Annotated in this window: 16 protein-coding genes and 2 tRNA genes; 11 read left to right on the top strand and 7 right to left on the bottom strand. The window is 61.3% G+C overall.

Annotated features, from left to right (window positions below; translation table 11 throughout):
• Positions 1–972 (bottom strand): protein phosphatase 2C domain-containing protein, encoded by a 972-nt coding sequence (locus tag GJW30_RS20480; RefSeq protein ID WP_096358230.1) that lies wholly within the window; start codon positions 970–972, stop codon positions 1–3.
• Positions 973–1,094: 122 nt separating this feature from the next.
• Positions 1,095–1,171: transfer RNA gene (locus tag GJW30_RS20475), tRNA-Pro, on the bottom strand.
• A 217-nt stretch (positions 1,172–1,388) separates the two neighbouring features.
• On the opposite strand from GJW30_RS20475, the gene GJW30_RS20470 reads away from it, so the two are divergent.
• A tRNA-Gln gene (locus tag GJW30_RS20470) sits at positions 1,389–1,463 on the top strand.
• Positions 1,464–1,475: 12 nt separating this feature from the next.
• Here GJW30_RS20470 and GJW30_RS20465 read toward each other — a convergent pair.
• Both GJW30_RS20465 and GJW30_RS20460 read right to left on the bottom strand, forming a co-directional pair.
• Positions 1,476–2,354 (bottom strand): class I SAM-dependent methyltransferase, encoded by an 879-nt coding sequence (locus GJW30_RS20465; protein WP_096358229.1) that lies wholly within the window; start codon positions 2,352–2,354, stop codon positions 1,476–1,478.
• The gene (locus tag GJW30_RS20460; RefSeq protein WP_157746805.1) at positions 2,312–3,292 is read right to left on the bottom strand and encodes a Bug family tripartite tricarboxylate transporter substrate binding protein; all 981 of its coding nucleotides are present in this window, start codon (positions 3,290–3,292) and stop codon (positions 2,312–2,314) included. The genes GJW30_RS20465 and GJW30_RS20460 overlap by 43 nt, the downstream gene beginning before the upstream one ends.
• A gap of 102 nt (positions 3,293–3,394) precedes the next feature.
• Here GJW30_RS20460 and GJW30_RS20455 point away from each other — a divergent pair, with 102 nt between their 5' ends.
• The gene (locus GJW30_RS20455) at positions 3,395–4,666 is read left to right on the top strand and encodes a LysR family transcriptional regulator (RefSeq protein WP_197703745.1); all 1,272 of its coding nucleotides are present in this window, start codon (positions 3,395–3,397) and stop codon (positions 4,664–4,666) included.
• Positions 4,667–5,162: 496 nt separating this feature from the next.
• Here the strand turns inward: GJW30_RS20455 and GJW30_RS20445 are convergent, their stop codons facing one another.
• Positions 5,163–6,071, bottom strand: a complete 909-nt coding sequence (locus tag GJW30_RS20445) for a LysR family transcriptional regulator (protein WP_096358226.1) — start codon at positions 6,069–6,071, stop codon at positions 5,163–5,165.
• 125 nt (positions 6,072–6,196) lie between these two features.
• Between GJW30_RS20445 and GJW30_RS20440 the strand changes: the two genes are divergently transcribed.
• From GJW30_RS20440 to GJW30_RS20415, 6 genes are all read left to right on the top strand, one after another.
• Positions 6,197–7,252 (top strand): carbon-nitrogen hydrolase family protein, encoded by a 1,056-nt coding sequence (locus GJW30_RS20440; RefSeq protein ID WP_096358225.1) that lies wholly within the window; start codon positions 6,197–6,199, stop codon positions 7,250–7,252.
• Positions 7,253–7,375: 123 nt separating this feature from the next.
• Positions 7,376–8,233 (top strand): branched-chain amino acid ABC transporter permease, encoded by an 858-nt coding sequence (locus tag GJW30_RS20435; RefSeq protein WP_096358224.1) that lies wholly within the window; start codon positions 7,376–7,378, stop codon positions 8,231–8,233.
• Entirely contained in the window at positions 8,230–9,240 is a 1,011-nt protein-coding gene (locus GJW30_RS20430; protein ID WP_096358223.1) for a branched-chain amino acid ABC transporter permease, read from the top strand. The genes GJW30_RS20435 and GJW30_RS20430 overlap by 4 nt, the downstream gene beginning before the upstream one ends.
• Positions 9,237–9,992: an ABC transporter ATP-binding protein gene (locus GJW30_RS20425; protein WP_096358222.1), complete on the top strand. Its 756-nt coding sequence runs from the start codon at positions 9,237–9,239 to the stop codon at positions 9,990–9,992. Before GJW30_RS20430 ends, GJW30_RS20425 begins: the two co-directional genes overlap by 4 nt.
• Positions 9,992–10,690, top strand: coding sequence for an ABC transporter ATP-binding protein (locus GJW30_RS20420; RefSeq protein ID WP_096358221.1), 699 nt, complete (start codon positions 9,992–9,994; stop codon positions 10,688–10,690). The genes GJW30_RS20425 and GJW30_RS20420 overlap by 1 nt, the downstream gene beginning before the upstream one ends.
• A gap of 17 nt (positions 10,691–10,707) precedes the next feature.
• The gene (locus GJW30_RS20415; RefSeq protein ID WP_096358220.1) at positions 10,708–11,991 is read left to right on the top strand and encodes an ABC transporter substrate-binding protein; all 1,284 of its coding nucleotides are present in this window, start codon (positions 10,708–10,710) and stop codon (positions 11,989–11,991) included.
• 2 nt (positions 11,992–11,993) lie between these two features.
• Here GJW30_RS20415 and GJW30_RS20410 read toward each other — a convergent pair whose 3' ends face one another.
• Positions 11,994–12,989: a molybdopterin-dependent oxidoreductase gene (locus GJW30_RS20410; protein WP_096358219.1), complete on the bottom strand. Its 996-nt coding sequence runs from the start codon at positions 12,987–12,989 to the stop codon at positions 11,994–11,996.
• A 154-nt stretch (positions 12,990–13,143) separates the two neighbouring features.
• Between GJW30_RS20410 and GJW30_RS20405 the strand changes: the two genes are divergently transcribed.
• Genes GJW30_RS20405 through GJW30_RS20395 form a run of 3 tightly spaced genes read left to right on the top strand, consistent with a single transcriptional unit; the run spans position 13,144 to position 16,132 of the window.
• Positions 13,144–14,466, top strand: a complete 1,323-nt coding sequence (locus GJW30_RS20405; protein ID WP_096358964.1) for a CmpA/NrtA family ABC transporter substrate-binding protein — start codon at positions 13,144–13,146, stop codon at positions 14,464–14,466.
• A gap of 4 nt (positions 14,467–14,470) precedes the next feature.
• A complete protein-coding gene (locus GJW30_RS20400) occupies positions 14,471–15,313 on the top strand; it encodes an ABC transporter permease (RefSeq protein ID WP_096358218.1) in 843 nt (280 codons plus the stop codon).
• 3 nt (positions 15,314–15,316) lie between these two features.
• Entirely contained in the window at positions 15,317–16,132 is an 816-nt protein-coding gene (locus tag GJW30_RS20395) for an ABC transporter ATP-binding protein (protein WP_096358217.1), read from the top strand.
• A gap of 59 nt (positions 16,133–16,191) precedes the next feature.
• On the opposite strand, the gene GJW30_RS20390 is transcribed toward GJW30_RS20395, so the two are convergent.
• The gene (locus GJW30_RS20390) at positions 16,192–17,373 is read right to left on the bottom strand and encodes an ABC transporter substrate-binding protein (protein ID WP_430727106.1); all 1,182 of its coding nucleotides are present in this window, start codon (positions 17,371–17,373) and stop codon (positions 16,192–16,194) included.
• Between the last annotated feature and the right edge of the window lie 29 nt (positions 17,374–17,402).

Below are 17,402 nucleotides of genomic sequence, written 5' to 3'. Positions count from 1 at the left end.
TCAGCCCCACCAGCGCGCGAGCAGAAAGCCCGCGACGGCAAACACGGCTGCTGCGGCGGTCGTCACGCCGTAGGCGAGCGTGCGGCTGCCCGGAATGCGCGGCAGGCCGCCGGCCGGATACAGCTTGAACCGTTTCAGCTCCGACGATTCCGCCGCGAGTTTGCGCGTGATGAAGCCGAGCGTCACGTCGTCGCCGTTGCCGAAGCGCGTCGCGTTGACGAGCCAGCGTTCGAGCTTCGCCGCGATAGCCGTGTAGCCGTGGCCGGCGAGCAGAATGCGCCATGATACGGCATGGCGCATAAAGGCGTTATCGTTTGCGAAGGATTTGGAAAGCCCGTCGGTCGACAGCATCGCGAAGTCGATGGCCTCGCTGGCCGGGAAGATCGCGATGCGCGTGCGTTCCACGGCGTCCGGCAGGCATAGTGAGTACGTCTGCTCGCCCTGCAGACCGCGATCGCTCTCGAGCGGACGCATCACGACCGCATCGGCGCGGCCGAGCAGAAGGTCGCCATCACCGAGCTGAAGTGCGAACACGCCCTCCGCCGCGACCGCGACGGCGATCAGCGTTGCGCCGTAGGGTAGGAAACGGTCGCCGTAGCTTGTGGTCGGCTTTTCGAGCGGCCGCGCCGCGATGTCGTCGTTCACGCCGGATTGCCAGCGCGCCACGATATCGCGAACGAGCTGGCGGCCGACACCCGCGTCCGCGCGCGCGATCCAGGCCGGATCGCGCAAAGCCTCGGTGAGCACCTGCACGGCGGTTTCGACCGCGATGTGTGAGCCGGTGCCGCTGCGATAGTGCAGGCTTGCGCCATGGCCATCCGACAACGCGAGGACCGTTGCCTCGCCTTCGCCTTCGCGCGGACTCCACGCGATCGCGTCCTGATTGGGGATGTTGTAGTGGATATGCGTCGCCCCGGTGACCGATTGGCCGCCGACCGACCAGGTCTGCGTCTTGTTCTGTGGTTCGGTCATGAGGGAATCGCGGGGCAGGGCTTTTGCCCATCATCCGGGAGCCGCGAGGTGCCCGCAAGGCGGCAATGTGGCACCGACGTGGGTGTCACAGCGAAACGGCCGGGAATGTCGCTGAAGGCAAATGGTCGGAGCGGCAGGATTCGAACCTGCGACCCCCTGCTCCCGAAGCAGGTGCGCTACCGGGCTGCGCTACGCTCCGCCGGTGAGGGCGCTGTATAGCGGGGTGGTTGCCCCGCCGCAAGCCACTGATCTGCCGAAAAAACCGTGTTTCGGCGCAAATCTTCACGCTGTTCCGGCTTATGGTCGAAGAAGGTGCCGAGAACGGCGTTTTCTCGCGCGTTGGGTGATTGATCGGGCGTGCGGCTGCCATTATGGTCCGCCGCGCTCGCGAAGCGGGCCGGCTGCTTCGCGGCTGTTGGGGCGTAGCCAAGTGGTAAGGCAGCGGATTTTGATTCCGCCATCCCCTGGTTCGAATCCAGGCGCCCCAGCCAGTTTTCGCCGCGCTATCCGGCCATCCGCGCAATAATCTCGACCGGAGCAATCAGCCCCGCCGCGATGCTTTCGCTCATGTTGCGCACCATTTCGGGCCGCCGCGCGCCGAGCAGCACATGTAGCCCAAGCGCTGCAGAACGCGCTGCAGATCCCGCGACTGCGGCTTGCGCCTTTTGCCGCGCGAAATAGGCGAGCGCCACCTCGCGGCGATCGCGCACAGAAACGATTTCGAAGCCGGCGGCGCGAAATGCATCGCGATAGTCCGCCGGCGAGGCGACCGCGCTCGTTGCCGCGCTGCTCGCCCAGGGCAACGGATAGGGCAAGTCGCCGTCCGCCGTTCGCATCACGTCGTAGACGGCAAAACGCGCGCGCTTACGCAGCACGCGCGCGACGCCGGCGAAGAGCGTGTGTTTGTCGCCGATGTTCATTCCGACATGCAGCATATACGCGGCCGAGAAAGTCTGATCGTCGAACGGCAGCGACAACGCATTGCCCTCGCGCAACGTCACACGATCATTGAGCTTCAACCACCCGGACAGGACGTTGCCGGTTTCGACATAGTCGCGCGTGAGATCGACGCCGGCCACGCGGCAGCCGTACTGCGCCGCGATCTGGCGCGCCGGACCGCCAAGGCCGCAGCCGACATCGAGCACGTTGTCGGTCGCAGTCAGCCCGAGCTCACCCGCGATCTCCTGAGTGGCGGTGCGCCCGCCGATGTGAAACTCGTCGACCGGCGCGAGATCCTCGGCCGTCACAGTTGTTTCGGACTTGCCGGTCTGGGCAAGGCCCTCGCGAATAGCGTCGACCAGCCGACCCCGCGCGTAATGCTCGGCGACGTGCACGTGCGTCAACGCGCCTTGATGCCCGCGTCCTTGATCACTTTCGCCCATCGGTTCGCCTCCATCGCCAGGAGCTTGGCGCAATCGTCCGGTGTGCTGCCGACCGGACGATAGCCGAGCGCCGCCATGCGGTCTCGCGTCTCCGGCAGGTTAACCAGCGCAGCGATCTCGCGCTGGAGCAACGCAACGATGTCTCTCGGCGTGCCGGCCGGGACCAGCACCGCGGTCCAGATGTCGGCCGCGAAATCCGGGTATCCGGCTTGCGCGACGGTCGGCACACCGGACAGCGCGTCCGATGCCTCAGTCGACGTGATCGCGAGTGCGCGCAGCTTGCCGTCTTTCACATGTTCGACGGCGGGCGGCAGCGCACCGAACGAAATCGGCGTATGTCCGGCGAGCGTCGAACCGATCGCCTGGCCGCCGCTGGAAAACGGCACATGCACCATGTCGAGCTGCAGCGAGAGCCGGAACAGTTCGCCGAGCAGATGAGGCGGCGTGCCGGCGCCGGGCGAGGCATAGCTGTATTTGCCCGGTGTCGCCTTGATGGCGGCGATCAACTCGCCGACGGTCTTCGCCGGCACGGAAGGATGCACCGTCAGGATGGTCGGCGCGGTCGCCGCGACCGTGACGGCATCGAAGCTTCTGTTGGGGTCGTACGGCACGCTGTCGAACAGCGCCGGATTTGTCGCGTAACTCGGCGCAACCGCGATCATCGTGTAGCCGTCGGGCGCCGCGCGGGACGCTTGGCCGGTGCCGACATTGCCGCCGGCGCCGCCGATATTCTCGACATAAAACTGTTTGCCGAGGCTGTTCGAGAGCCCCTGCGCGATCAATCGCGCCATCAGGTCGTTGGGGCCGCCGGCCGCGAAGGGCGCGATCAGCCGGACCGGCCGCGCCGGATAGGTTTCCGCGCGGGCAATCCTGGGAGCCGCAACGGTTGCAGCAGTCGCGAGTGATACGTTGAGAAGATGTCTGCGATTGAGGATCATCGGTTCACCCCGTCTCATGCTTCGGCCGCACAGCCATAGCGCTCGTAAGACCTGCGAGCCATAATACGTCTCAGGGGAAATCCATATGTTTTGGATATGACGATGGAACTGAGGCACCTGCGCTATTTCATCGCCGTCGCCGAAGAGGGGCATATCACCCGGGCCGCCGAGCGTCTCGGCATGCAGCAGCCGCCGCTGAGCCAGCAGATCAAGGCGATCGAACAAGAACTCGACGTGCAGCTCTTCCGCCGTAAAGCGCGCGGCGTCGAACTCACCGAAGCGGGCGCGCGCTTTCTCGACGATGCGCGCGCGACGCTTGCGCAGCTCGATCGCGCGGTCGAGTCGACGCGGCGCACGGCGCGCGGTGAACTCGGCCGGATCTGCGTTGGCGTGACGTCGACGTCGTCCTTCCATCCGCTCGTTGCGCGCACGATGCGCGCCTTCAGCGAAGCCTGCCCGATGGTGACGCTAACGTTGGAGGAGTCGCTCAGCAACGAATTGCTCGCCGGCCTGCGCAGCGAACGTATGGATGTTGCGTTCATCCGCACGGCGCCGGCCGACGCGAAGGATCTCGCCATAGAGCCGTTGCTCGACGAGCCGATGGTCGTCGCGTTGCCGAGCAGCCATCCACTCGCCAAGGGCGCGAAGGAGACGCCGATTGGACTCAAGCGACTCGCGGCGGAAAATTTCATTCTGTACGGCCCGCCCGGCACCGGCATGTACGACACGATCATCGCGGCATGCCATGCGGCAGGCTTCAATCCGAGCGTCGGCAATCTCGGCGCGTCGACGCAGCAAGGGCCGCGCATCGGCTCGACGCTCAGCCTCATCGCGGCCGGGCTCGGGATTACGTTCGTGCCATCATCGCTTCAGCGCATGAATATCGAAGGTGTCGCGTATCGCCGCGTCAAAGGCGCGACGCCGACCGCGCGGCTGAGTTTGGCGACGCGGCGCGGCGATGTTTCGCCGACCCTTCAGCGCAGCAATGTCGGTTACGACGTCGAGAACAATCGGTGGCTTCGTAATGCGATTGTTTCGGTCGAGCGCGACGGCTCGGTAAACGTATGGCACGAAGGCTCCCACTGTAACGAGCGGGAGCGCACTCGGTCTCTCAGCTGCCGATGCCCGAGCAGTGTCGTCGTAACCGGCAATGGGGTAAGGATAGCATCGGCGCTACGACAGGTCGAGCGGCGTGATGTCTTGTGTTTGTCGGGCGGACTAAGTTGTCGACAGGCGCTAACGTCGGCGCCTCCCGCGTTCGAGCCAAAGCCCCGCTTGTCGCAGCAGATCCGCTTTCTCGATTTCGCCGTGCGTCTCGTCAGATTCGGCCATCAAGCGTCGAGCCTGCGCAACACATTCTTCACGGCTGGGTAGGGGCTGTCCTGGAAAGGGGACGTCACGGCCGGTTCTCTCATCGTCGTCCACCATGGCGATCCGTTCTGTGCGCGGTAGCGTACCTTCGCGTTAATTAGATCAAATCGCGTGTTGACTTTCCACACCTCAAATTCCGTACTCGGTTCCGGCATGACAACTGCGGGAGAGTTCATGGCCGCAAGCCGGACAGGCGACGATCGAGAACGCACGGTCGCGGAGTACATTCTGGAAGCCGACCGTTGCGAGCTTGAGGCTGATCGAGCCGCGTTGGCACAAGAAGCTCTCGCCTGGCAAGAACTTGCCGACCGGTGGCGCGCCCTTGCCGCGTCGTTAAGACCCAAAAAGTGATCCGACTTTATCGGCTAAGCGCCCTCAGACGTCCACAAACTGGCGCCCGAATTCTGGTTTCGGACACGAAGTCCTGTCGATTCCGCCGCCATGTTGCGATCCACTTGTGATGCGGCCCGCGAGCGTATTCTTGCCGATGCCGGCGTCACTAATACGCGTGCATTGCTGGATCGGATTTGAAGAGCTTCTTGAGGAAGGCCGTGACGGTCCGGATGCGCGGCGAGAATTGAAGGTCCGTGTGAACGTTCAGCCAGACCTCTCGTCCGGTCTGCACTTTGCCGTCGAGAATGCATTTTAGCTCCGGGCATCGCGACACGGAGAATGTCGGCAGTAGCACGATGCCAAGGCCACCGGCGGCGGCTGTCGTCTGCGCGATCATGCTCGTCGAATGAAATGAGACGTTCGGCGCTTCGATCACGTCTCGCAGCCATCGGACGGAATCGACTTGGATGAGATCTTCGACGTACGAGACAAACACGTGCTCCTGCAAAGCGGCGGCATCCGCCGGCGTGCCGTGAGCCTCGAGGTATTCTTCCGAGGCGTAGAGCTTCAGCAGAAAGCCGCCGATCTTTTCCGAAACGAGCCCTTGGCCCGGCGGCTTGAAAAAGCTCAAGAAGAGATCGGCCTCGCGCCGGTTCACATGCACGGTCTGCGACGACGTGATGAGCTCGATCGTCAATTCGGGCGCGATCTTCTTGAGGCCGCCAAGTCGCTCTGCAAGATAAAGCGATGCGATGCCTTCCATCGTCGCGAGCCGGACGGTGCCTCCGACGCTGGTCTCTTCGGCGCCGACTTGCTCACGAAATGAGACCAGCGCGCTTTCCATTGTTTCGATGTGGCGGAGCAGGCTTTCGCCGATCTCGCTCAATTTCAGTCCGACGCGCTGGCGCTGGAACACGGCGAGACCAAGGGACGATTCCAGCTGCGCAATCCGCCTGCTCACGGTCGATGGATCGATCCTCAGCCGGCGCGCCGCTTGCGTCAAATTGCCGGTGCGAGCGACGTGCAGGAATACGCGCAGGTCGTCCCAATCCAGATTGTCAAATCCGTTACTCATTGTTCCGCAACCGGGTTCGCCTGTTCAGCTGTGCAAAGCACCTTGCGTTTTTTGGCGTCGGGCCAGTTCAAAAGCCATGTTAGCGATGATGGCGCAATAGCGGTAATCGCTATCGGAGGTGCCTCATGTCGTCGTTGGTTAAGGTTGCTGCCGTCCATGCGGCCCCTGTTTTCCTCAATCGCACCGCTACGACCGAGAAAGCGATCTCGATCGCGCGGGAAGCCGCAAAGGCCGGCGCACAGCTGATTGCCTTCCCGGAGACTTACATACCGGCTTTTCCGGTTTGGGCAGCTCTTTGGGCGCCGATCGACAATCACGATCTCTTTGTCCGGATGGTGGACCAATCGGTCGCACTCAACGGGCCGGAAATCGCGGCGCTGCGGCGTGAAGCCAAGACGCTTGGCGTGACGATTTCGATGGGTATCAGCGAAAGCTCGCCCGCCAGCGTCGGAGCGATTTGGAACAGCAACATTCTGATCGGACCCGATGGAGCGATCCTGAACCACCACAGAAAGCTTGTTCCAACTTTCTACGAGAAACTCATCTGGGCGGCAGGAGACGGCGCCGGCTTGAAGGTCTCGGACACGCCGGTCGGCCGGGTCGGCGCTCTGATCTGCGGCGAAAACACCAATCCGCTTGCCCGCTACACTCTGATGGCTCAGGGCGAACAAATCCATATTTCGAGCTGGCCGCCGATGTGGCCGACGCGCCGACCGACCGGCGGTGGCAATTTCAACAACGTAGCGGCGAATCGTATTCGTGCGAGCGCGCATTCGTTCGAAGCGAAGGCTTTCGGCATCGTGACGGCAGGATACATGGATGGGGCGATGCGCGACGAGCTGATTGCGCGCGACCCGGCGATAGCGGATGTGATCGATCGGACGCCGCGCGCAGCGAGCTTCTTCGTCGACCCGACCGGCGAGACGTTGGGCGACTTCCTCCAGGACAAAGAGGGGATAGCGTATGCGGAGTTCGATCTCGCGAAATGCGTCGAGCCAAAGCAGTTTCACGATGTCGTCGGCTACTATAACCGCTTCGATGTCTTCGATTTGACCGTCAATCGCAAGCGCTTGATCCCGGCGACATTTCGCGACGAGTTCACAAGCGCCGCGGAGCCGTTGATCGAGTACGCGGCGGTCGACCAAGATCAGCCTTCGATCAATGGGCGCCTGCCGAGTTGAATTGCTGCACTGCGAGGCAGTATGGCGCTTTTTCGTACGCACCGTTCGTGCATGCCCCCTTGTAAAATTGCGTGTTTACAGAGTGGAGGCGCACAATGACCATGCCGGTCGAGGGGATAAGGCATGGATCTGGTTTTCGCGCTCGCGATCAATGGATTGGTCTGGGGGCTGATCATCGCGCTCATTGCGCTCGGGCTGTCGATTATTTTCGGCCTGCTTGACGTCATCAACGTTGCGCACGGCGACTTCTTCATGGTCGGCACTGTCGTCGGATTGATCGTTGCCGAGCGCACCGGTTCGTTCTGGCTTGCGCTCGCGATCGTTCCGCTGATCGGCTTTCTGCTCGGGCTCGTTGTCGAGCGTTTTGTTATCCGTCCGAGCGCGCGGCTTGCCTCGCTGACGATCGTCACGACATTTGGTCTCTCGATGATCCTGCAGGAAGGGGTGCGCGCGACGTTCGGAGCGCAGCCGCGCCGTATGGCGGCGCCTGTGCAAGGCACCGTGCCGCTGTTCGGCGTCGACTACGAAATTTACCGGCTCGTCGCAGCGCTGTTCTCGGTCGCCTGCCTTCTGCTGTTCTTCGTGTTCCTCAATCGCACTAAACTCGGCACATGGATCCGCGCAGTCCGGCATGATCATGAGACGGCCACTGCGCTCGGTATCCCGGTTGTCAGAGTTTGCGCTTTCACATTCGCGCTCGGCACAGCGCTCGCGCTCGTCGGCGGTGCGATCGCGGCACCGATCACGACCGTGGAGTTCCGGACCGGCGTCGACATCCTGCCGTTTTGCTTCATGGCTGTCGTTATCGGCGGCCTCGGAAATCTGCAGGGGACGATCGCGGCGGCCGTTTTGCTGTCCGTGATGGAAGGTCTCGTTACAAGCGTTGCGGATCCGACCATGGCGCGCGTTGCATCTCTCGCCGTGATGTGCGCCGTCCTGCTCGTGCGTCCACACGGTCTCTTCGCCGGAGCGACGCGATGAGCAAGGCGATGATGGATCGCGCCGCGCTGGTCGTGTTGTTTGCCGGGCTGATTGCGGCGCCGCTGGTTCTAACCGCGTTCGGCGCGCCGTTCTGGATCAATATCATTGCCGAGATCATGATCTGGTCGCTGCTCGCGGCGAGCGCGAATTTGCTGTTCGGCTACGTCGGGCTGCTTTCGTTTGGGCAGGCCTTGTATTTCGGCTTCGGGATGTACGGCGTTGCGCTTTCGATCACGCATTGGGGCGCCGGTTTCTGGACCGCTCTGGTGATCGGCATATTGGCGGCGGTTGCTATGGCGGCAGTGGCCGGTGCGCTCGCGGTGCGCCTGACGTGGCATTATTTCGCGATCATCACCGTCGTCTTCTCGCTGATTTTCTATTTCCTCGCGATGTCGTCGAAGTCGATCACCGGCGGCGATGATGGATTATCGTTCTCGGCACCGCCGGTGCTGTCGTTCGGCAAGACATCACTCACGCTCGCCGATCCGGTGACGCAGTACTACGTGATCTTCTTTGTTGCGGCACTGTGCTACCTCATCAAGGCCCTGATCGTGCGCAGTCCGCTTGGCCTCGCCTTTGAAGCGGTGCGTGAGAATGACCGCCGCGCGTCGCTGATCGGAATCAATGTTTATTTCACGCGTTGGATCGCGTTTGTAATCGCGGGTGCGCTTGCGGGCGCCGGCGGCGCGCTATTCGCTTTGTTCGGCCGCTACGCGTCGGCATCCTACATGGTCTACCATGTGTCCGGCGAGGCGGTCGTGTGGGCGATCGTCGGTGGCGCGGGGACGTTGCTCGGCCCGCTGGTCGGAGCCGCAGTACTCATCTTGTTTCGTGAACTCATCTCGGGTTTGTGGGAGAATTACCTGCTCGCGGTCGGTGCGATCGTCATCCTGGTCGTGATCTTTGCGCCGCAAGGCCTTATGGGTGCGTGGCATCGCATCGGACGTAAGCCAGACGCGCAGGGTGATGACGCGCCCGCTGAGGCATATGCGGAGCCGCCACGATGAGCGGCACCGCACTCTCGATACGAGGCCTCACGAAACGCTTCGGCGGCCTTACCGCGGTCGACCACGTCGATCTCGATCTCGTGAGCGGCAAGCTCAACGCGATCATCGGTCCGAACGGGGCCGGAAAGACGACACTCTTTAATCTGATCAGTGGGATTATTCGAGCCGACGAAGGCGCGGTGCTCTTCGAAGGCAAGGACGTCGCGCAGGCAAAGCCGCATCAGATTGTGGCGGCAGGGATCTCGCGGACGCTGCAGATCAAGAGCGTCTTCTCGGGTCTCAGCGTGGAGGATAACCTTCGCATCGCAGTTTTCGCCCACAACAAGACGTTCTCGTTCCTGCGCCCCGCGCGCGGCTTTCGGTCCGTAACGGAACGCGTTGACGAACTGCTTGAGATCGTCGGCTTGACGCGCCTGCGTCATCGTCTCGCCGGCACGATTTCGTATGGCGATCTCGCGCTATTGGAACTCGGAATCGCGCTCGCCAACGATCCGAAACTCTTGCTCCTCGACGAGCCGATCTGCGGCATGAGCCCGAACGAGACCGAGAAAACTGTGGCGAAGATTCAAGACCTCGCCGGGCGCATGAATGTCGTCCTCATCGAACACGACATGGAGGTCGTCTTCGCGATTGCGGACGACGTGACTGTCATGGCGAACGGCAAAGTTCTGGCACGCGGCAAGCCGAAGGATATTGCGGCCAACCAGGAAGTGCAGGACGTTTACCTCGGCGCACCGGAGGGAGATCTCTGATGCTCGCCGTATCTGACCTCCAAGCCAAGATCGGCAAGATCCCGGTCCTCAAGGGCGTTACGTTGAATGTCGGTGCCGGCGAGACCGTCGCGCTGCTCGGCCGCAACGGTGTCGGCAAGAGTTCGACCCTGCGCGCGATACTCGGCTTGCTGCCGCGCACCGGCGGTCGTGTCAGTTACAGCGGCAACGACCTGACGAAAATCGCTGCGCACAAGGTGGCAAGTCTCGGTATCGGCTATGTGCCACAGGGGCGGGGCATTTTTCCGCTGCTCAGTGTTGAAGAAAATCTTTTGCTCGGGCTGCGCAAAGCACCGGAGCCTGCGCTGCTCGATGAGATGTATGTGCGGTTTCCGCGACTCAATGAGCGGCGGGTTCAGGCTGCGGGCACTCTGTCGGGCGGGGAGCAGCAAATCCTCGCGATCGCACGCTGCATGATGATGCAGCCGTCGCTGCTCATTCTCGACGAGCCGACAGAAGGCATCGCACCGAAGATCGTCCAGCAAATTCGGCAAGAGGTCGCGAATGTCGCTGCACGCGGAATCGCGGTTCTCATCGTCGAGCAAAATGTACGCACCGCACTCAAGCTTGCGTCGCGCATCTATCTGATGGAGCGCGGCGCGATCGTCCACGAGGCGTCTCCGACGGCGCTGCGCGCGGACGCCACGGCCTTGCATCGCTATCTCGGCGTTTCGCTCTAATCGAAAAGGAGTCACACATGAAAAAGCGGACTGGACTTGATCGCCGCAGTTTTCTCGCTCACGCGATCGGCGGCGGCGTTGCGGCTGGCACGGCTTACCTCGGCATTACGCGTGATCTTTACGCGCAAGCGAGCGGGCCAATCGTGCTCGGGCATCACTGCGAACTTACGGGCGGCTTCGCGTCGTGGGGCTATTGGCACGATAAATCCGCCAAGGCGGCAGTGAAGCTCGTGAACGAGATGGGCGGCATCGCGGGCCGCAAGGTTGAACTCGTCACCGAAGACACGGAGTCGAACCCGGCCGCGGGTGCGCGCAAGTTGCGTGCACTTATCCAGCGCAACAATGCGTCCTTCATCGTCGGTTCGGTGCATTCCGGAGTCATGCTGTCGTCGATCCCGATCGCGACCGAACTCAAGACGGTTTACTTCTCGGCCGGTGAAGCGACCGAAGCGACTGGTTCCAAAGGAACGCGATACAGTTTCCGTACCGGTACCGATACCTACGCTCTGGCTGCCGCTGGCGCGCCGTGGGCTTTCGAGAATCTCGGTAAGAACTGGACTGTGATTTCACCGGATTATGCGTGGGGCCACAGCCATTACCAGGAGCATAAGCTCGTCGTTGAGAAGCTCGGCGGTAAAGTCAATCCGCCGATCTTCGTGCCGCTCGACGCCAAGGATCTCGTTCCGTATCTCGCCAAGATCCCGCAGGAGACGGAAGTTCTGTTCTCTGTCTTCTTCGGCGCGCAGTCGGTCGCCTTCTACACGCAGGCGAAATCGATGGGTCTCGAAAAGACCATGAGGATGTATTCGATCTGCGGCACGCTCGAAGCGATCGCGCCTGCGGATATTCAGGGCGCGGCCGAGGGGCTTTACGTCCTCGAGAATTTCCCGCGCATGCTCAAATACAAGGACGATGCCTTCCATAAAGAACACAACAAGCGCCTCGAGATTGATGACATTCATGCGCGCGAAGCGAACTCGCAACGCGTTATGGCCAAGAGCCATGCCTGGCAGTCTTGGGAAAACGTTTTCGCGCTGAAGAAGGCCATCGAGGCATCAAGCTGGAAAGCCAAGAAAGACGATCAAGGCGTCATCGAAGCGCTCGAAGGTTTGTCGATGGACAATTCGCTCGAGTTTGCGCAAGGCGCGAAAATCCTTCGCAAGGAAGATCACAGCGGCATGATCGACTGCTATCTCAGCCGCGTTGAGAACGGCGAGCTGCATCTCAAGAAGAAGATCACGAAGGAAGAGATGCTTGCGAAACTTCCGCCGCGTGTCGACTTCAGCAAGCAGCCTGTTTGACGTCAGACGACGCGTACCGTGACGTGGTGCACGGCGTTGCGAAAGTTGGCCGGGGGCTGCATCGTGCCGTCGGCCTTTTTTGCAACCGAGGCAAGGACGGATTCGCCCGACCGGTCAGGCGTCCAGCGCACCGAGAAGCGCTGCCATTCGCGCCCCGCTGGTGCTTCTAGCTCAACGCCTGAGAGAAGGACGCCGTTTGCCGTCACGCTGACGGCCGTCACCCCGCCGTCGGCCCAAGCCCAACCCCAAATCTCAACCTCTGTGCCGTGCGGAAGCTTCGCCATCGGGGCAGGAGACACGATGATGGATTCGGGCGCGACCGCCCACACGGGTCTTGTCTGTTGGCACGCGGTGCCATCGGGCGCTGCGATCGGATCGTTGTACCAACGCGTCGTGAACGGGCCGGTCGCGCGGCTTTGCTCGGCGCGAATTTCGGTCAGCCATTTCGTGCTGTTGGTGCCGTAAAAGCCTGGTACGACGAGCCGCGCCGGATATCCATTCTCTGCCGGTAGCGGGCCGCCGTTGAGTTCGTAGGCGACGAGGATGTCGTCGTCGATGCGCGCGATCGGGAGATCTTTCTGGTAGCGATCGACCTCAACGTCGGCGAACTTTCCGTAGTCCGCCCCGAACGACCAGATGAATGTTGCCTCTTTGCTCAAGCCGGCATCGGCGAGAATGTCGATCAGCCGCGTGCCGCCCCACACAACGTTCGTGATGCGCCGGGTTGGTTCGGCCGGTGCAAGGGGGCTTCCAGCGCACTGATGGATGCTGGCCACAGTATGTTTCGGGTAGGCGAGGAGATCGGCAAAGCTCAACGTGCGCGGACGCGCGACGAGCCCTGCGACCGACAGCGACCAATTCGTCACATCGATGCGCGGAACGCCAAGATGACACAGGATGATGATGTCCTCGGTCGGCGTGCGTCTGCTGGTCAGCTCATGTGGCGAGAGCGGAATGCGGCGATGAAACCCAGTTGGATCAAGAATGACTGCGGACACGGCGGTTCCTGCGAGAGCTTGATTTCAAGAGACTGCCAAAGCGGGGAGACAACTTCACCTCATATTCCTGCAACGAGGCGTGCGCGCTTTCTTCTAGGCGAATTGTTGGTGGACGAATAGCATCATGACGCCGGTGTTAAATGGGGATGTCGTCATGTCTACGCGCGCACATACGCACTATTTCACCAAAGGCCGCTGCGAATGTGGCATCATTCACCAGGCAACAGGTTCCGCCTCGGACTGTATCGCGGACGGAATCGACGATGGTTTGATCCACGGGCTGTTCCCCGATCCCATACTCCGCCGCCAATTGCTACGCTCGGTCGGCGCTGCAACCCTGCTTGGCGCTCTCGGCTCAATTCTGCCGATCGGCGATCTCAAGGCCATCGCGCAAGAGAAGAAGCCACTCGAGAAAACGAAGCTCAACGTCGGCTTCCTACCGATTACCTGCGCGGCTCCGCTGATCTACGGTGAACAGCTCGGCGCATATGCGAAAGAAGGTCTTGAAGTCTCTCTGCAGAAGATCGCCGGCATCGCACTCATTCGCGACAAGATGCTCAACGGCGAGCTCGATGTCTCGCAGCAGGTGATGCCGGTTGCACTGACCATGACGGCCGGTCTCGGCGGAAATCAGCAATCGATCAAAGTTCTGACGATCCTCAATCAGAATGGCAATTCGCTCGTCTTGGCCAACAAGCATAAGAACAACCGCGATCCGAAAAATTGGCGCGGATTTGTGTTTGCGGTGCCTTTCGACCAAAGTCACCAGACGATGCAGCTGCGCAATTATATTGCGGCTGCCGGGCTCGATCCCGACAAAGATATTCAGTACCGCGTCGTCCCGCCGACCGAATATGTCTCAAGCCTTCGCGTCGGCAGCATCGACGGCTTTTTCGGCGGTGAGCCGGGCGGTCAGCGCGCGGTCTATGAGGGCGCAGGCTTCATTCATTTGATCTCGAAAGAGATCTGGGATGGCCATCCATGCTGTTCGGTGACTGCGCCCGAAAGCTGGATCAAACAGAACCCGAACACGTTCATGGCATTTTATCGCGCGATCATTGCCGCGAGCCTGCATGTCTCGGAGCCGACGAATCGCGCCGCCATGCCGAAGGTTCTCGCGCAACCACAATATCTCAACGCGCCGGAAGTCGTTCTCGAGCAGGTGATCGTCGGCCGATATGCCGACGGACTTGGCGCCGTGAAGAACGAACCGCGGCGCGTCGATTATCAGCCGTTCCCGCATTACTCGGCGGCCGTCTGGCTGATGGTTCAGCTACGCCGCTGGAACATGCTGAAGGAAGACGTCGACTACAAGAAGTTGGCCGAGCAGGTGATGCTGGCCACCGACGCAGCCAAGATCATGCGCGAGCAAGGCGCTTCTGCACCTTCCATCGAATTCGGGACGGAGACGATCCTCGGTCAGCCGTTCAATTCCGCAGCGCCGGAGGAATACCTCAAGGCGATCAAGAAAACTTAGCGCGATGCGCCGTGTCTTTTTCCAGCCTTGGGTTGCGTCAATCCTGATAGCCCTTGTTTCTATCGCGGCTTGGCAGTTTTTCACGGCGGGCCCGAGTGCGATAGCGACCAACATCGATCCCGAATACGCGCGGCTCGCAGGGCAGAGTGCGGCGCCGACTGCCGGCGGCGCGATTCCCACGCCGGTCGCCGTGGCGCGGCGCGGGTGGGAGCTTCTCGTCAATGCGTTCGATCGCTCGAACCCCAACAATTACGGAATTGCCTGGCATCTGCTCTATTCGTTGGGGCGCGTTCTTCTCGGCTATACGCTCGCCGTTCTCGTCGCGGTGCCGCTTGGATTCGCTCTCGGGCTATGGCCCGCGCTCTATCAAGCGCTCAATCCATTCATCCAAATTCTCCGGCCGGTCTCACCGCTCGCATGGATGCCGCTCGCGCTCTATGCGTTTCGTGACAGCACGGTGTCGACGATCTTCATCATCTTTATCTGCGCGGTCTGGCCGATGCTGATCAACACTGCGGTCGGCGCTGGCTCCGTGCGCTCGGAGTGGCTGAATGTCTCGCGCGTGTTCGGAGTGGGTACGCTCGAGCACGTGACTCGCGTCGTGTTTCCCGCGAGCGTGCCTATGATCATGACGGGGATGCGCATCTCAATCGGCATCGCTTGGTTTGTCATCGTTGCGGCCGAGATGGTCGGGGCGCAAAGCGGCGTCGGTTACTTCATCTGGAGTGAATGGAACAATCTGCAGATCTCCAGCATGATCGTGGCGATCGTTCTGATCGGGACAATCGGTCTTGCTCTCGACGCGGGTTTGGCTTGGCTTAGCCGGCGTCTGAGTTTTCGGGAGTAGCGGATGTCGACAGTCGAAGTCCGCGATGTCTCGATCCGCTTTCCGGGCAAGGCCGGGAAGAAGCTTCTCGCACTTGACCGTATTTCTCTCGATGTTCGCGAAGGAGAGTTTATCAGCCTGATCGGTCATTCGGGATGCGGCAAGAGTACGTTACTGAATCTGATTGCCGGGCTGCTTAAGCCTACGTCCGGATCGATCGTATGTGCAGGAGCACCTGTGAAAGGCCCGGGGCCGGATCGCGCGATGGTGTTTCAAAGCCACGCGTTGCTGCCGTGGATGACGTGCTTCCAGAATATCGAGCTCGCCGTGAAGCAAGTTTTCAAACGGTCGTCGCGTGCCGAAATTACGGAGCGGGCCGATGCCGCACTCAACATGGTGCACCTAGCCCATGCAGGGCAAAACTACCCTTACGAGATTTCCGGCGGCATGAAGCAACGCGTCGGCATCGCGCGCGCGTTAGCAACCGAACCTAGAGTGTTGCTGATGGACGAGCCGTTCGGTGCTCTCGACGCGCTGACACGCTCCAGTCTGCAAGATGAACTTGTTCGTATTGTCGAAGCAACAAAGTCGACCGTCGTGATGGTGACCCACGATATCGACGAAGCGATCCTGTTGAGCGATCGCGTCGTAATGATGACGCGCGGGCCGGCGGCGCATATCGGGGAGATCGTCGATATCGAGCTCGCGAGACCGCGAGACCGCATCGGCCTCGCGACAGATCGGAAATACGTGGCGTACCGCAAGGAGTTGTTGGAGTTCCTTTACGCCAAGCAAGATCGCATTCTCGATAGGGCGCAACTGAGTGCCGTATCGGTGTAGAGACTTCGCGGAAGCCGGGCAAAAACCCGCAGTTCCGCGACAAACAAAAGGCCTAAGGGTTACTTGATCATCGGGCAGCCGCCATCCGCGAGCGGACGAAACGCCTGGTCCATCGGGACTGTCGAAATCAGCTTGTAGTAATCATACGGGTACTTCGACTCCGACGGCTTCTTGATCTCGAAAAGATGGATCGGATGGATCACGCGTCCGTCTTCGCGGATCGCGAGATCGCCAAACAGCTTGTCCTTGCCTTTGAATTTCTTCATCTGCGGGACCACCTGACGGGCATCGTCCGTTGCCGTCGCCGCGACGGCGTTCAAGTAGGCGAGCGTCGAGGCGTAGACCCCGGCCTGATTGCCGCTCGGCATTTTTCCATTCATGCCCGGGCGAGCGGCGAAGCGTTTCGCAAACGCGCGCGTCTCGTCGTCCATATCCCAATAGAAGGCTTCGGTCAGAAGCACGCCTTGGCCGGCCTGGAGGCCCATTGCGTGAACGTCGTTGATGAAGATCAAAAACGCGACCAGCGATTGCCCACTCTCTTTGATGCCGAATTCGCTGGCCTGCTTAACTGCGTTGATCGTGTCCGCGCCCGCATTGGCGAGGCCGATGACTTTCGCTTTCGACTGCTGAGCTTGCACCAGCAGTGACGCAAGGTCCGACGTTCCGAGCGGATGGCGGGTCGAGCCGAGCACTTTGCCGCCGTTCTTCATGATGTAGTTTGTTGCTTCGGCCTCGATCCCATGCCCGAGCGCATAGTTCACCGTGATGAAGTACCAGTCGTTGCCGCCCCGCTTCATCGTCGCGGCGGCCGTCGTGTTGCCGGTCGCCCACGTGTCGTTCACCCACTGGATCGTGTTGGGCGAGCACGACTTCCCGGTCAGCTCCGCTGTCGCGGTCGACGATGCGAGGAAGGTCATGCGCGAGTTTCGCAGGATCTCGTTGATGCCGAGACCGACCGAAGAGTTCGGAACGTCGACGACGGCGTCGACCTTATCGACGTCGAGCCACTTGCGGACGATTGCGGTTCCGACGTCCGGCTTGTTCTGATGATCCGCGTAGATGATCTCGACCTTGATCCCCTTGCCGCCACCGTTGAAATCCTCCGCCGCCATGCGCGCGGCTTCGACGGAGCCCATGCCGTTGGTATCTTGGAAGACGCCCGAGATATCGTTGAGCACGCCGACGCGGACGATGCCGTCGGAAATTTCGGCTTGAACCGGCACGGCCGCAAGGCTCAGCATCGACAATCCAAGCAATACGCTCACGTGTT

This window comes from Variibacter gotjawalensis (assembly GCF_002355335.1).
GTDB classification, from domain to species: Bacteria; Pseudomonadota; Alphaproteobacteria; order Rhizobiales; family Xanthobacteraceae; genus Variibacter; species Variibacter gotjawalensis.
The sequence above is the reverse complement of the archived record's forward strand: the minus strand, read 5'-3'. Positions and strand labels throughout refer to the sequence as shown.

What these genes read in the sequence shown, in the direction of transcription:
- GJW30_RS20480 (WP_096358230.1), bottom strand. Translation starts at nt 972, where the DNA reads ATGACCGAACCACAGAACAAGACGCAGACCTGGTCGGTCGGCGGCCAA.
- GJW30_RS20465 (WP_096358229.1), bottom strand. Translation starts at nt 2,354, where the DNA reads ATGGGCGAAAGTGATCAAGGACGCGGGCATCAAGGCGCGTTGACGCAC.
- GJW30_RS20460 (WP_157746805.1), bottom strand. Translation starts at nt 3,292, where the DNA reads ATGATCCTCAATCGCAGACATCTTCTCAACGTATCACTCGCGACTGCT.
- GJW30_RS20455 (WP_197703745.1), top strand. Translation starts at nt 3,395, where the DNA reads ATGGAACTGAGGCACCTGCGCTATTTCATCGCCGTCGCCGAAGAGGGG.
- GJW30_RS20445 (WP_096358226.1), bottom strand. Translation starts at nt 6,071, where the DNA reads ATGAGTAACGGATTTGACAATCTGGATTGGGACGACCTGCGCGTATTC.
- GJW30_RS20440 (WP_096358225.1), top strand. Translation starts at nt 6,197, where the DNA reads ATGTCGTCGTTGGTTAAGGTTGCTGCCGTCCATGCGGCCCCTGTTTTC.
- GJW30_RS20435 (WP_096358224.1), top strand. Translation starts at nt 7,376, where the DNA reads ATGGATCTGGTTTTCGCGCTCGCGATCAATGGATTGGTCTGGGGGCTG.
- GJW30_RS20430 (WP_096358223.1), top strand. Translation starts at nt 8,230, where the DNA reads ATGAGCAAGGCGATGATGGATCGCGCCGCGCTGGTCGTGTTGTTTGCC.
- GJW30_RS20425 (WP_096358222.1), top strand. Translation starts at nt 9,237, where the DNA reads ATGAGCGGCACCGCACTCTCGATACGAGGCCTCACGAAACGCTTCGGC.
- GJW30_RS20420 (WP_096358221.1), top strand. Translation starts at nt 9,992, where the DNA reads ATGCTCGCCGTATCTGACCTCCAAGCCAAGATCGGCAAGATCCCGGTC.
- GJW30_RS20415 (WP_096358220.1), top strand. Translation starts at nt 10,708, where the DNA reads ATGAAAAAGCGGACTGGACTTGATCGCCGCAGTTTTCTCGCTCACGCG.
- GJW30_RS20405 (WP_096358964.1), top strand. Translation starts at nt 13,144, where the DNA reads ATGTCTACGCGCGCACATACGCACTATTTCACCAAAGGCCGCTGCGAA.
- GJW30_RS20400 (WP_096358218.1), top strand. Translation starts at nt 14,471, where the DNA reads ATGCGCCGTGTCTTTTTCCAGCCTTGGGTTGCGTCAATCCTGATAGCC.
- GJW30_RS20395 (WP_096358217.1), top strand. Translation starts at nt 15,317, where the DNA reads ATGTCGACAGTCGAAGTCCGCGATGTCTCGATCCGCTTTCCGGGCAAG.
- GJW30_RS20390 (WP_430727106.1), bottom strand. Translation starts at nt 17,373, where the DNA reads ATGCTGAGCCTTGCGGCCGTGCCGGTTCAAGCCGAAATTTCCGACGGC.